The organism is Maribacter orientalis (assembly GCF_900109345.1).
Taxonomy (GTDB): domain Bacteria; phylum Bacteroidota; class Bacteroidia; order Flavobacteriales; family Flavobacteriaceae; genus Maribacter; species Maribacter orientalis.
On sequence record NZ_FNZN01000014.1, the window covers coordinates 74,181 to 88,329 of the forward strand.

General features: G+C 32.8%; 12 protein-coding genes and 1 tRNA gene. 4 read left to right on the forward strand and 9 right to left on the reverse strand.

The genetic code is table 11. The features are described 5' to 3' along the window. Nucleotides 1-3 precede the first annotated feature (3 nt). A complete protein-coding gene (rbfA, locus tag BMY56_RS18140; RefSeq protein ID WP_079511534.1) occupies nt 4-396 on the reverse strand; it encodes a 30S ribosome-binding factor RbfA in 393 nt (130 codons plus the stop codon). 65 nt (nt 397-461) lie between these two features. Between rbfA and mce the strand changes: the two genes are divergently transcribed. Next, nucleotides 462-863 carry a methylmalonyl-CoA epimerase gene (gene mce / locus BMY56_RS18145; protein ID WP_091627628.1) on the forward strand — a complete coding sequence of 134 codons (402 nt, stop codon included), beginning with the start codon at nt 462-464 and terminating at the stop codon, nt 861-863. A 280-nt stretch (nt 864-1,143) separates the two neighbouring features. Then, a tRNA-Ile gene (locus BMY56_RS18150) sits at nt 1,144-1,217 on the forward strand. Between the two features lie 245 nt (nt 1,218-1,462). On the opposite strand, the gene BMY56_RS18155 is transcribed toward BMY56_RS18150, so the two are convergent. Continuing rightward, a complete protein-coding gene (locus BMY56_RS18155) occupies nt 1,463-2,569 on the reverse strand; it encodes a hypothetical protein (protein WP_091627631.1) in 1,107 nt (368 codons plus the stop codon). 644 nt (nt 2,570-3,213) lie between these two features. Here BMY56_RS18155 and BMY56_RS18165 point away from each other — a divergent pair. Further along, complete coding sequence (locus BMY56_RS18165; RefSeq protein ID WP_091627637.1) at nt 3,214-3,756, forward strand: hypothetical protein; 543 nt, start codon at nt 3,214-3,216, stop codon at nt 3,754-3,756. Then, nucleotides 3,753-4,718 carry a hypothetical protein gene (locus BMY56_RS18170; RefSeq protein WP_091627639.1) on the forward strand — a complete coding sequence of 322 codons (966 nt, stop codon included), beginning with the start codon at nt 3,753-3,755 and terminating at the stop codon, nt 4,716-4,718. Before BMY56_RS18165 ends, BMY56_RS18170 begins: the two co-directional genes overlap by 4 nt. A gap of 375 nt (nt 4,719-5,093) precedes the next feature. Here the strand turns inward: BMY56_RS18170 and BMY56_RS18175 are convergent, their stop codons facing one another. The 7 genes from BMY56_RS18175 to BMY56_RS18205 all read right to left on the reverse strand — a co-directional run. Further along, nucleotides 5,094-7,415, reverse strand: coding sequence for a DUF2357 domain-containing protein (locus BMY56_RS18175; RefSeq protein WP_091627642.1), 2,322 nt, complete (start codon nt 7,413-7,415; stop codon nt 5,094-5,096). A 2-nt stretch (nt 7,416-7,417) separates the two neighbouring features. Next, a complete protein-coding gene (locus tag BMY56_RS18180) occupies nt 7,418-9,463 on the reverse strand; it encodes an McrB family protein (RefSeq protein ID WP_091627644.1) in 2,046 nt (681 codons plus the stop codon). A 4-nt stretch (nt 9,464-9,467) separates the two neighbouring features. Further along, nucleotides 9,468-10,679 carry a DNA cytosine methyltransferase gene (locus BMY56_RS18185; protein WP_091627647.1) on the reverse strand — a complete coding sequence of 404 codons (1,212 nt, stop codon included), beginning with the start codon at nt 10,677-10,679 and terminating at the stop codon, nt 9,468-9,470. Continuing rightward, nucleotides 10,660-12,087, reverse strand: coding sequence for a hypothetical protein (locus tag BMY56_RS18190; RefSeq protein ID WP_091627650.1), 1,428 nt, complete (start codon nt 12,085-12,087; stop codon nt 10,660-10,662). The genes BMY56_RS18185 and BMY56_RS18190 overlap by 20 nt, the downstream gene beginning before the upstream one ends. Then, nucleotides 12,087-13,295, reverse strand: coding sequence for a DNA cytosine methyltransferase (locus BMY56_RS18195; protein WP_091627653.1), 1,209 nt, complete (start codon nt 13,293-13,295; stop codon nt 12,087-12,089). The genes BMY56_RS18190 and BMY56_RS18195 overlap by 1 nt, the downstream gene beginning before the upstream one ends. Beyond that, nucleotides 13,288-13,479 (reverse strand): helix-turn-helix domain-containing protein, encoded by a 192-nt coding sequence (locus BMY56_RS18200; RefSeq protein ID WP_091627654.1) that lies wholly within the window; start codon nt 13,477-13,479, stop codon nt 13,288-13,290. The genes BMY56_RS18195 and BMY56_RS18200 overlap by 8 nt, the downstream gene beginning before the upstream one ends. Before the next feature lie 218 nt (nt 13,480-13,697). Then, on the reverse strand, nt 13,698-14,149 hold a 452-nt coding region (locus BMY56_RS18205; RefSeq protein WP_143057847.1), incomplete at its 5' end, for an integrase core domain-containing protein.

The window sequence follows — 14,149 nt, forward strand, 5'->3', positions numbered from 1 at the left end:
CGATCAGGACTTTTTACGCTTAGGTAACAAATCTCTATTCTCAATAGGGTTTTCCTCGCGTTTTAAAGACTTTTCTATATTCTCGATATAATCTAACGAATCGTCTAAATAGAACAGTAATTCTGGCACCCTACGCAATTGGTTTCTGGTACGTTGCGAAAGTTCATGCTTAATTAATGGCTGGTTCGATTTAATACCCTCCATCAATTCAGCTGCCTTATCGTTCGGAAAAATACTTAGGTAAATTTTTGCGATAGATAAATCTGTGGTCACTGCAACTTTAGACACAGATATAAGGGTATTGCGAAGTCCACCATCAATGGCAGCTTTTTGTAGAATGTCTACAATATCTTTTTGAATGACCCCAGCTATTTTACGTTGTCTTTGCGTTTCCATACTGCAAAAATACATATTAAAATGTATCTTAACCCCTATGTGATGCACTCTGAAGCAAATAAGGCATGAAAAAGATAGAACATTTAGGTATAGCGGTGAAAAACATGGAAGATTCCAATGTGCTTTTCGAGAAATTATTGGGAGTCGCACCCTATAAACAAGAAGAAGTTGCTTCAGAAGGGGTGAATACTTCCTTCTTTCAAAACGGACCTAATAAGATTGAATTACTGGCATCAACAGACCCAACCGGACCTATTGCCAAATTTTTGGAAAAGAAAGGCGAGGGCATACATCATGTAGCTTTTGAGGTGGATGATATTGTTGCAGAAATGGCACGACTAAAATCGGAAGGATTTACGTTGCTGAATGAAAAGCCTAAAAAAGGGGCTGATAATAAATGGGTTGCTTTCGTTCATCCAAAGACTGCAAATGGCGTATTGGTAGAGTTGTGCCAAGAAATTCGATAGTAAGGTTTGATAATTTCATAGTTTGCTGTCATGCTGAGCGCAGTCGAAGTTTCTTATGGGTCAGAATGATTATTTTAGGCATGACCTAAACTATCAATGAAACACTAGTGATAAGCAAGTAAACTATTCTACAACTATGCATAAAAATCTTGTGTCAGTTAAAAATAAGTAGTAATATTGCATCCGCAATTCGCGGGTTTTGTAACTGGTTTGAGCGCCAGTCTCTATCGATTTTAATCGAAACAAGAGTTTACAGAGCTTCAAGTATTGAATTATAACCGGTCCTATAGCTCAGCTGGTTAGAGCACCTGACTCATAATCAGGTGGTCCCTGGTTCGAGTCCAGGTGGGACCACATTAGATTATCCTAAAGTCTTTATTTACAGCGATGTAGGTAAAGACTTTTTTAATTTGTGCCGACATAGTGCCGACATTTCAATCTTTTATTAGCGAAATCAATCCGTTATTTGAACTTTTGAAACGGTTTGTATAAGGATAGTAGCCGACTGTGGAACTTAAATTTTTCAAGTTTCAACTAAATTTTATGCGGGCTACAATGTTCATATTTACTACTATTTCGGCTATTATTTTTATACTTTGTCATGCAATGGGTATAGTCATTTTATAGTCATTACTCATTATTTCTAAAATAATTTCCTTTATTCTATCCATTGAAATTAAACCAAAATCTGTGTTTTCAATTTCTTCAAATTTCTTCTTAGCAAAACGTAATGGAATGTCAAAACCACTATTCTTACTAGATAAATGTGCTGTGTCCCTTAAACAATCATAATAGGCTCTTTGAGCAATTCGACCACCAAAAAACTCAAAACCATTTTTCTTACAAATGTAACCAGATGATTTTTCATTGGATTGTTCTAACCACCCTACAAACTCAATAAATGATTTTGGCACATTATCTAATTTGTTTTTAATTCTATGTTTTTTTAATACATAATCATTCAAATAGTTTTTATCATTACAAATCTTTTTGAATATAGAAAAATAGTTGTCTGGTAAAATATCTTGAAGGTGGGGTATTGTATCCATCCTTGCTGGTGTAAAATGTTGTTCTTCATCAAACTCAACAATTCTACTATGCAAAACCGGGTGATTAATAATTACACCATCAATATGATGAGATAAACTGTCAGAACTAAACATATAATTTGATTTCAAGTCTGTTAGGATTTGTAAATAACAATCATTGACTTCTTTATTAAAATTGTAATTCTCAAAACTATTAGACAAGAATATATGTGATGAATTTATTGGTTTTCCAATGCTTTTGGAAAGTAAATAATCCATACCTAATAGCTCAGATAATCCAATAAAAAATCGGGTTTCATCCTTAACTTTTTCATTAGGTAGTTTCCTCTTCCCATTTTCAACAATTGGTTGAAGTTCAGGATTAATGTTTTTTGAGATATTTTTAGCACCAGTTGATTTCAGTTCTTTCAAAATTGCAACAGCAGGTGATTGAACTCTACCTGAAATATATGATTTTGCGATAGATATATTTATAGGGTTTTCCTTTGTGAATAACTCATATAATTCAGTAACTGAAATTCTTTCAGATTTGGTTTTATTTTCTCTTACAAATTCAAGACTGTCGCCAAATATTTGGATTGAACGATATCTTTTACCAGTTACACTTATTGCCGTTTTAATACTAGAAAGTTTCTGTTTAAATTCGTTCTTATTCATAGGTTCTCTCTTTTGTTCTTTCTAGTTATATCAACAATTTACTGAGAATCAAACTTAAGTTGTATATATCCTTTGTAAAACTAAAAATAGCCATAAAAAATAAAAAGGTTATGAATTAAAACCTTTGAATTTTGGAGGTATTTCTGTTCAAATTTCTGTTTAAATTTTTAATTCTAATTACGGGTTTCCGTAGTATCATCAAGTTTTCTTTTAGTAAATTGAATTCCGATTAGGAGTTCAGGCGCAATGAGGTATACATGGTGTTACAAACCGTTTTTATTTCATTTTAAAGCATTTTATTTCTTTTATAACGCCTTATTCCAAGGGTATACGTTAAGAACAACATTTGCTTCCACGGTGCTGCTGTATAATGACGTTCCAGCGGAGATAGTGAGTGAGCTATTAGGTCATTCTAGCATTAAGTTTACTCAAGGGTATTATGGAAAGATTGTGCAGAAAAGGGTTAGTGAGGAGATGGAAAGTTTAATGAACAAATAATTTTTTAGGACCTTAAAGTAGTAACATAATTCTATCCTAGATGGCAAAAATTCAGTATTTCCTAACTGAAAAATATCTATTTTATTTGAGGAATCACGTTTTCTATTTATCTTAACTCGTAGTGAGTAATTAAAAAATACTATTTTATGTTTGGATTATCTAAGAGTGATAAAGAAGAAATTCTTGAATTCCCTAAAACGTACGGTGTAATTCTGCATGGAATGCATCAGGACCTAATCGACATGCAAACTAAAGTAGACGAATACAAGAGAATTCTTAATAAATATATAAAATACTCGAAAAGTCTAAAGGAGAAATTAGATTCTGAGGTATTTAATGTGCGTCAAGAATATGCACAAATGTCAGATGGGTTAAAATCAATGAAAAAAATGGTCAGTTCTTTAGAAGAATTAAAAATAGAGATTGACAATAAATACATTGAAATAGAACAAAAAAATGAAAACATTGATTTTAAACTCAGTGATATAACAAGGTTGTACGATAGACAATTCCGCAATATTATTTCTGATATAGAATCTACCAATAATAAATTAGAAGCAGAAGTAGGTAAAACTAATTCCTTAGAATTTCAACTTGTACAGCAGAAAAAGCAAATAAGAGTTCTTATGGTATTTAGCTCTATAATTGCAATTATGGCTGTTGTATCACTAGTAATGCATTTTTTATGAATTCCAAATTAACTAGTCTTGTCAAATATTATGAAAAGAAGGGGTATTCTTGGGATTCATCCAAAGAGTATATGTCAAATCTATACAAACAGTACGTAAAAAGGAAAGAAAAATCATTAATAGACGCTGTTGCAGCTACAGCCGTTATAGGGGGAGTTGTTTATTCAGATAATATTGACCTTGATGTTATTGATACTCAGATGAGGGAGGCATTTGAATTAGCGTTCCCAGGTAAATCTATAGACTCTTTATCAGATTTTAATACAGAGCAACTAGGAGGTATCGTCAGTGCTTGGAAGGGTAAATATTTTGAAGTTCTTGTACGTGATAAATTAAATGCAGGCGAATGGGTAGGTGATATTCATCTGGAACCAGGACAGGTGGCTTCTCTTGCGGAAAGCCCCACACAGGAAGGATGGGACCTTGTAATTTCAAATTTGGACGGTACTATTGCACAAGAGCTTCAATTAAAGGCAACAGAGTCATTAGGATATGTTAAGGAAGCAATTGAAAAATATCCTGATATAGATGTAATGACCACTGACGAAGTTTCAACTGGAATAGACGGAATTTTTAGTAGTGGAATTAATGAGTCCGATATTGAGGCATCTATTATGGCACCATTGGAGGATTTGTTAGACTCTCCATTAGAAGAAATAGCGGAAACAATTTTACCAGGGCTTCCATTTCTAATTATTGCGACAAGAGAGGGAAGGAATATTTTCGTTGGTAAGCAATCTTTTGCTCAAGGTATTGAAAAAACTCTTGAAGATTCTGCAAAAACAGGGGCTTCACTAGGGGTAGGTGCCTTATTTTCTTATTTTAATCCTGTACTAGGAATAGCAGCAACTTTTGCAACTCGTTATGGTATGAGCCAAGCTGAGAAATCTAAACAGGTCATATCACTTTTTCACAGAGAAAATGAAAATATTCGCCCACTATTAAAGGAGTATAATGTATAAAATATTGGAGAAAAGTATCATAAGATTATTGCTTTTGATGATAGGAACTTCTACCAAAAACAACTCCGATATGCTTTTGTAAAATCCAAATTAATAGAATGATATAGACATGATTTTTATGGTGGATATTGAATCATCTATTACCCTTTAGGTAAAGTTTATATAAGAACATTCTGGAAAAAGTAGTTCAAAAGAGGATTTCAAGGAAGCTTAGGTAGCGTTCCGTGTATATTGTCGTAGCATCCCACAGGGTGCTATACAGTATACACATTGCTGTATGCCGTTTTTATTTTATTCATTTCGTTTTTAGCGTTGGCGAGAAAGCTCTTTGCAACCGCACGAAGGAGGATTGCAATTTGCTTGAACTTGCGTTGGCTAATTCTTCAATTTTGTTTTCATAAGCTCTGTCACTGTCACTGCAAAAGGAATTCCAGCTGCTGTCACATGATTATTCTTCGATTTAATGGTTTTGTATTTTTCTAATTCTTTAAAATTAAAACTTGCTCCGTTAAAGTCTATACTTTCTTCTTTTTCGATATCAATCACTAAATAATAATCTTTAAGTTTTTTAGTTATATAACCATCAGGTAAAAGCTTTCCTTGAATAACTTTTGGTCCTTTACTTTTTAACTTGAAAATTTTATTTGCTGTATCCTTTCCTGGTTCTCTAAGAAGTAAATATTTCGCATTTACAACATTGGTTTCTAAACTTAATGAACCCTTATCATCATCTATTCTGAAATTATATTTGCCTTCTTTCTTATACCATTTAATATTCGAATTATTCCTGCAATACCCAACTAAGACAAATGTTTCATCTGGAATTAATTTTTCTTTTTTAGCTGAGTCCAAATATTCAGGCATTGACTCATTTAGAATATTCGTATCGTCTTTTTCATCTTTATGAATATCGTATATTTTAACAGCAGTATATTCTCTTTGAGAAGCTCTGTCAATAAAGTTTGCGATAATCTTTTTAATGAAGGTTTTTAAATGCTCTTTGTCTTTATTGTCTTTGTTAGGTTTAACTACAAAAGCGCCTAAGCCAGGAATTAATTCATGAAAGCCTCTAAATGGCTCATTTTTGCCTTCGCCCGGATATAAAACATAAGCACCTCCGGTTCTTCTTATTGCATCTTTGTAAGCATGCATTTTGAGTAAGTCCTGATTTTTAAATGTTCCCTTTTTAATTTCTTCTGATTCTTCATCAATAAGCTCTTTGTTTTCTTGCTCGGATAATTCTTCGTCTTTTGATTTTGATATTAATTCATAAAAATTTTTGACTTTGTATTTTGCATCAAAGTGAATGTGAGTAATCAATTCCGTTTTTTCGGCATCTTTTACTTCTGTTATTTCTTCTGGCCAAATGGACAAAGTGTAATCTGGTCGAAGAGTGGTTGTATAGCTCCCAGGATTAGGATAAGTTTTTCCTCCACCAAAAGAACGGTTATAAGAGAACTGAATATTTAGATTTCTTGAAGGTGATTTGTATACACCTTTCATTGCAATGGCTGTTCCTTGTTTTAAGTTAAGCGACAATTGACCTTTATCATATTGAATTAATTCTTCAATACTTTTTGGTTCAATATCAAACACTTCGTTAAACAACTCTAATAATTTAAAAAATAACCAATACTCGTATAGCGTAGCAATGTCTTTTTTACCAGCATCATAAACATTATCACCACCATGCCAAATCAATTTTGCCGCTAAATCAAATTTTAGCCAGGCATTTAATACTTCTCGATAGCCGCTTTTCCTTTGAAGAACGGGACTATTTAGTTTTAATGATGTTGGTCTTGAAATTTGCTTGAAAAATGTCTGATTTAATAAAGTAGAAATTTTAGTTACAAGTAATTTCGATTCAAATTTTGCAGTTGAATACTTTTCAAATTTCACTTCGCAATTTTCGCAGAAAAACAGAAATTCTTCTAAGGCATATTTAATAAAGCGATTTTCAGCTGTGTCTATAGATTCTATTTTCCGCGTACTATCAATTTTCGTTGGTATTGATTTTAATCCAAAAGATTTATTTAAATAATGATCTCTGCTTAGATCCATCCGGTTACTTTTTGTAACCAATTGCCTTATATTCTTTTGATTAAATCTTCGAATTCTTCGAATGTCTTTTTCCTCATGTTCCTCTTCCCATTTTGTTGTAGGATTAGACACTATTTTTTGAATAGCCTCCTCAAATTCTAACGAATCGATTAGTGATTTTACAAATGAAAACCGTTGATATAAGGTTTGACTATCAGTATCAAAATTCGTTTCGAAATGCTGATTAATTGGTGAATCTATCTGCATGATTAAGTCCGTGCATCTTTCTGTAATGCTTTCAAGCATATAGCGATAGTCAGATCTATATTCACTTTTTACAGAACGTACTTCAATTGGTAATAATGTAGAGTAATTTTCAATTTCTAATGAATGAGTACCTACAAAAATGTTTGGGTTAATGGTGCCTTTGTGTTTGCCAAATTTGGAGTGACTAACAATTGTATTCTTTTTACTTCCTTCTTTAAATTTTATGGTTTCTTCAGAAAATTGATATTCATAACTGCAACCTTCTTTGAGTTGAATTTTAGCTTCTCCATATTGCATAACATCTTCATCAGAAATTTCAAAAAGTGTGTTTTCTTCACCTTTTATTTCTAGAATCAAACCACGTTTTATATGTGAAAGTTCAATTTTCATTTTTATGCTTCAGCGTAACTTGCAAAACCATTCTCAACTGCATTTTTATACATTCTACAAATTTTCTCGAATGATATTTTGTATTTAACATTAATATCAGATTTAAGCTCTGCCTCAGATAAATTATTGCTTAGGTATTTATCCAAGTATTCCTCTTTGATATTTGACTTATCTGTCAAACAAAAACCGCCCAAAACAGGAAGTACTTTAGTTAACTTGTTTCGTGAACCGTGCAATTTTGGAAGCAATTTCTGCATTATGGCCAAGTCAAGAAGGTTTTCACCCGCTTCGCCCAATTCTTCAAGCATATACATTAACCTTCCAATTTCACTTGCAGTTCTATATCCGAATTCAGCTCCAGATTTTTTTAATTCGGAAAAGAACAGTTTTAAATCGTCCTCTACAGTTTTTAAATTCTTATCTGTTTCAAGCAACGCCATACTCATAAAACTTTGCCCCATATTTGCACCTTGAGCAGTAAGGATATCCATGTCAAGTTTTATCTCGCTTGCAATAAAATCTTCTAAATCCTTTTCAGTTAATCTAAATTCAATGGTATTAGCTCTATCCAAAACTTTTGGACTAAACATGTATGTGGTTTCATCAATATTTACGGTTCCGACAATGAATAAATTCTTAGGAAGTTTTATAGCGGATGGGACAATCAATGATTCATTTTCGATTTTATGTAAAGGAATTTTGTCACCCGATTCCATAGTGCTTAAAAAATCAGCAAAATATCGTTCAACGTGACTCAAATTCATCTCGTCTAAAATCAAGAAATAGGGCTTTGGGATTTTAGAGTCATCAGCTAAATAAATTTCGTATTCATTCTTGGCTCTTATCATTAAATCTAACACACCATTTTCTGGACTTACATATTCTTCCTTATCAAGTGCATTAGGGTAACCCAAAAGAGGTTCGCGATTTGTCCAATCGGCACCAACAGGAATAATTAAATATTGAGATTTGTCAGATGTAATCCATTGCGAAAAAGCTTGCGCCAATTTTGTTTTCCCAGAACCTGAAAGACCACTACAAATCACAAAAGGTTTAGTACATAATGAGGCAATAAAACGTTGGATGAGTTGAGGGGCGAAGATTAATCCTGCTTCTTTTGTTTTCGCTTGAAATGATTCTAAATTGAAATCTATTGGTGTTATTACCTTACTTTCATTATTCAAAACCAATTTGTATGATTCTGATTTGTCATCATATTCGATCTTGTACTTTTTGTTGGAATAATCAAGGATAAACTGATTGAAAGCAATAAAGGAAATGCTATTCTGAAACTCAGGGAAGCCCCATTGCGTTGAGAAATAAATATATTTTTGGTCAAGTATTTCAAGGTTTTCAGCAAAAAATCTTAACGTATTTGATGTTTTTAAACTATTTTCTGATTGCTTATCAGTAAATGAGCCTAAAATTGGTTGGGTTTTGAAATAATCAGGAAAAATAAAAGCTTCGTAATTTATGTCAGATAATTTTCTTTTTGCTATTGCTGATTTCTCAATAAGAAATTCATCTCCAAATTCATTATGAACAAACTTAAAAACACTAAAAACAAACTCTCTAATTTTCTTCGAGTCAATAAAGCTCTTTTCTTCTGCAGTTGAATTTTGGATAGCTGAGTCGGTTTCGTTAATTATAAGTTCATGATTGTTGTTTTTCAAGATTTCCTTGTAGCTATTATATGAATTTGAAGATTTAGGAATAAAATCAAACTCAAACAAATCATCTTTTTTGTATTTAAAAACAACTATGTCGTTAAGTCCCCAATTCAATTCATCTCTCAGAAACTGTTTTAATTCTCCGTCAATGCGTGCCTCAGTTTCAGGGTTTGCATATAAGCGAGTGGCTATTTTTCGGCCACTTTTACTTATAAATGGGGAATTGGGATCTTGTACTTTAAATTCAAATGTAATCTGTCTATCAGGGTCAGGTGTGTTGTAATTGAATTTAAAAAACACATTTGAAGGTTCTTTTGTAAAGGCAACTTGCTTGCCACCTACCATATCTTGTTTGAAAATATTTCTAATATAAATCATCTTCTCATCTGTTTAAATTTGTTAACCCACTATAGACACTCTCTGCGATTGCTTTTGCCATTATAGGAGGGACCGCATTACCTACTTGCATATAAGTTTCTTGCTGATTACCCACAAAAACGAAATTATCCGGGAAAGATTGAATTCTTGCAGCCTCTCTTACAGAAAGAGTGCGCAATTCAGTTGGATGTATATACATATAGCCATCCATACCAATGTGCGCTAAAATCGTCCAAGAAGGATTTTTCAGCACCAATCGTTTTAACCTATCCTTGAAAATATCTTCACGGAAAGGCAAGATTTGACGTATTTCTTTGGGCAAATCCATATAAATATCCCCTTGTTTCATATGACCAAACACTTTTTTTGCTCTTTCATTGGACATTCTGCAGATATTGTTAGCGACTAATCCATTTGTGTTTTGACGCATAAGTTTTTGATATGTATCAAGATTCTCATGTTTGGAATATTCACACTCATTAATTCGCCAATTATCCGTGATTTTGGGCAAATCAGAAATGGCGCTTTTTACATTAACATGAGGTTTTAGTTTAGTAGAATCAACATTTTCATCATTAGGATCAATATTATAATTAGAGCCTTCAAACCAATGAGTTATTTTAGGATAATTGAAAGTGTAATCTTTTAGATGGCCAACTAATATCATCCTTCTTCTATTTTGAGGGACTCCATAATTAACGCTATTTAGGAGTTTAACCTCTTCAACAATATGATATTCTGGTAAATCTCTTTTAATAATTCTTTTAACCTCTTTGTATGTTGCTCCTTTATATTTTGTAAGAAATTGAGGGACATTTTCCATGACAAACATTTTAGGCTTGAAATACTTTACGTATTCAAGATAATCCATGAACAAAATATTCCTAGGATCTTCAGTAATACAATCACCCTTTTCTTTATTTACTGATTGTATCTTGGCATGACCAATTGTACTGAAAGTAGGGCAAGGTGGTCCACCAATTATGACGTCTACCTTCTGTTGTCCGATTAATTCATGAAGCTTTTCAGGTGAAAATTCTCGAATGTCAGCATGAACTGAAACTGAATTCTTAAAATTTAATTTATGAGTTTCGACTGCTGATTTTTTATTATCAATTCCCCCAATGCACTTGAATTTACCGGACATTTCAAATCCCTTAGCAAATCCTCCTGCTCCACAGAATAGATCAATAAAATTATATATTTTGTTTTGCATGATGTTTAAAGTATTGAGCTGTTTCTTCTTTAAAATAATTACATCTATTTTCTTCCAAAGCTGTAATATACTTTTTCAAAGGCTCTGTAGTTTCTTTTTTATATAAATTACTATGTATTAATCCATTATCGATATAAATGTATCCCTCTTCATAAATTTTATCACACCCTAAATGGCAAGCAGGCATAACTATATTTAAATCTCTCTTTTCATCTTCAGTACAATCTTTTCTCTTTTTTATGTGAGCAGTTGCTAAAAATTTTATTGGATAATTTTTATTGCAAATACCACATGCTAATTCGTTTTTTCCCTCAATTAATAAACTTCTAAGAATTGATTGTTCTGTTCTTCTTTTCGACATGGATGCTTTGTCTAATTCAGATAATCTTAACAACAATAGTGCAATTTTTTTTCTCCTCAGTGTCTCAACATCCTCTTCAGATAGCCCATCAAACATTGAATCATCTATTGCGTTAACTGAAAAGGAATATAAATTTGTGTTATAAACCCAATTGTTGAACCTTTTATAATTGTACAAATAATTAGAATAATCAAACGCAAGCTTCTTGTCGTTTGTACTTTTTGCTCTATCAAAGTCATATCCCTCAGAACTATTTTTAATCAAATTGTTTAAAATTTCAATTGTGTTTGAGGTATTGCTACTTAAGCCTATGAAAAAACCTTCCGGATTGAAATAAATTGAAGATTCCGAAGTTAGTATTGATGAATTTCGTAAGAAACCTAATGGATATGACAGGTTTTGATTAACCGATTCTGTTTTTTTTAATTTCTCCCAATTAGACCATCCCTTTTCTCTAATCAAAAGAATTTCTTCCGCTATATTATCAGAGTTATTAACATTTATACCTTCTCCTTTTCTTTCATACGCTGTATATCCCAACCAATAAAATTCTTTTTTTGTTAAAAAAGAAAGGTTTTTTGATTTTAACAATAAGGATCTCAGTATTGCTAAGATTATAATATAAGGTTTAATGAGAGGGAAATTTTTCCTTGGGTCGACTAATTCTATATCTAAAACTTTAATAGATGTAGTTTTGGTTACAATTGGATGAGGGTATTGCCATTGGCAAAGTAAGTAATCAAAAAGAGCTGATGCATCTCTATCATTACCTTCATCACAACGATTAGCAATAGAGTTTAAAAGAGAAATTTCGTTAAATCTGTTATTCGAATCTAGTTTCTTAATAGCTAAAAAATTTGCTATCGTAATTATACTATTCCAATAACCTTTATTACTAGTTTCATAGTATTTATGACACTCCTCTGTTATATTCGCTCTGATATATTCCTCACCAATAAGAGATTGGATAAAACCAAAATGGTCATCTTTTCCAAATAATGTTTCTGGTTTTAATTGACCTACTGATGGTACGCTAAAGAAAATCATTAAACTAAAAACGTTTTAATTGCTTTTGCTATTTGTCGTGCCATTAGTGGTGGCACTGCGTTTCCTACCTGCTTATATTGATTTGTTCTTGATCCAACAAATTTGAAATCATCTGGAAAAGATTGTACTCTCGCAGCCTCTCTAACTGTAAATGTTCGTTTTTGCTTATGGTCGGGGTGAATAAATAGGTTACCGTCTTTATATAGGTGAGCTACAACTGTTCTACCTGGTTTGTCTGCTACTTGAACCGTGTATCTGTTTCCGAAATGTTTTGGGTCATGATGAATTAAATCAGGTCTTGTTTTCGCAAGATCTTTTAATTGCCATTTGTTCTTGCTCAACAGTTCATACCTCTGTTGATCCATATTATTATGTTTTCGGGCAACATGGTTATAAAGTTTTGAAAACCCATTAGGTCTAACTATCCTTGTAAACGAATTCTTAATAGCAATTTCATGTTCAACTTCTTCTTGCCCTTCACCCGGCAACAATTTTGGTAAGTCCGAAATAGCATCCTCAACTGTCAAATATTTTTGAAGACCTAAAGTTTCATTATTAACTACCATATCTGGGCTGTAATGAGTTTTTTCGATAGCCTTGTAAATATCTAATGGATTTATTTTAAGGTCTTTTCTAACACCAATTAAGATTACTCTTTTTCTTATTTGAGGAACTCCATAATGCACCGAGTTCAAAAGTATTGTACCCCTATCATCACATAAAGAATAGTACTCTGACATATTTTCAACTATTTCAGGAAATATGTAGTTGCCATTAGGTTTAGCGGAAAGCAACCCTGAGACATTCTCAAACACAAATATCTTAGGCTTATGTTTCTCTAAAATTTCAAGATATGAACGGAAAAGATAATTTCTAGGGTCATTCCTCATTGAATTTTTATCTTGTGCTCTTCCAACAGATGAGAATGTTTGGCACGGTGGTCCACCGACTAAAACATCTACTTGTCTATTGCTGATAACACTATCAATCTGTTTATGCACATCATCAGAAGTGAGGTCTCCACATATAACTGCACTTTCAATCGCGTTCTCCGAATAATTGTAATAGCGCATCCTTTCTTTAACGGTTTCACAAGCTGGCGCATCAAAGTCAACATGAACTACAGACTCAAATTTTTCTTGATAAAATCCTTCACTAAATCCACCGCAGCCGGCAAATAGGTCTATAAATGTATATTTCTTACTCATGTTCAACTAAAAGTTCTTTTACACTGATGTTTAATATTTTAGCAATTTCATAAAGGCATTCAATACTTGGTTGCCTTCTGTTTTGGACATATGAGTTTACCATATTGTAACTCTTACCTAATTGTTCAGCTAACCAAATTTGTTTGATTCCTTTTTCTTCTAAAACCTCTTTTATTCGGTTCATTTTTTGAATTGTTTAATTCAGTCCGCAAAATAGGAATAATAATTTATTATCTCATTGAATGAGTATTAAAATAATCATTCAGTTTGGGTGGCGGAGGGGAAGTGAAAGCTCTTTTGTTGCTGAGGCACGAAGCGACAAATGTGCTTGAACGTGCGGTGGCTTTTCTTTTTTTCAATGTTCGTTAATATACATTGTTTACAAAAGTTATAGATTAGAGTTTACACTAAGTTAGTTTCTAACCTCATTGATTGTTCTTTTTTTCTAAACACATGTTCATCAAAGTATCCTAAAAATACGTTTCTATAAAACACCCTCCAAATACCATTGCCAATGTCTAAGGCCCCGATATGTTTACCTTGGAGCGAAGCGGAAAGGTAAACCCAATTATAGGCCTTCCATCTTATAGCTCCATTTTGGGTGACTTTTAAGACTTTCATTTTGGAATCGTAATCAAAGTGGGGTATTTTTTCTGGGAATGGTCTTGTTGAAAATTCATGTACCGAAGCGGGCGTTCTCATGTCCAATGCCTCATGTGGCCTTAGGTGATTATATTCTTTTACAAATTGGTTCAGACGTCTTTGTTGCGCTTTCAGGTCATAAGCTGAAGGCTTGGCACAGGCGGTCTTCAGGTCGCGGTGCATTCGTTCATGCCGTCCGTTCTGTTGTGGCT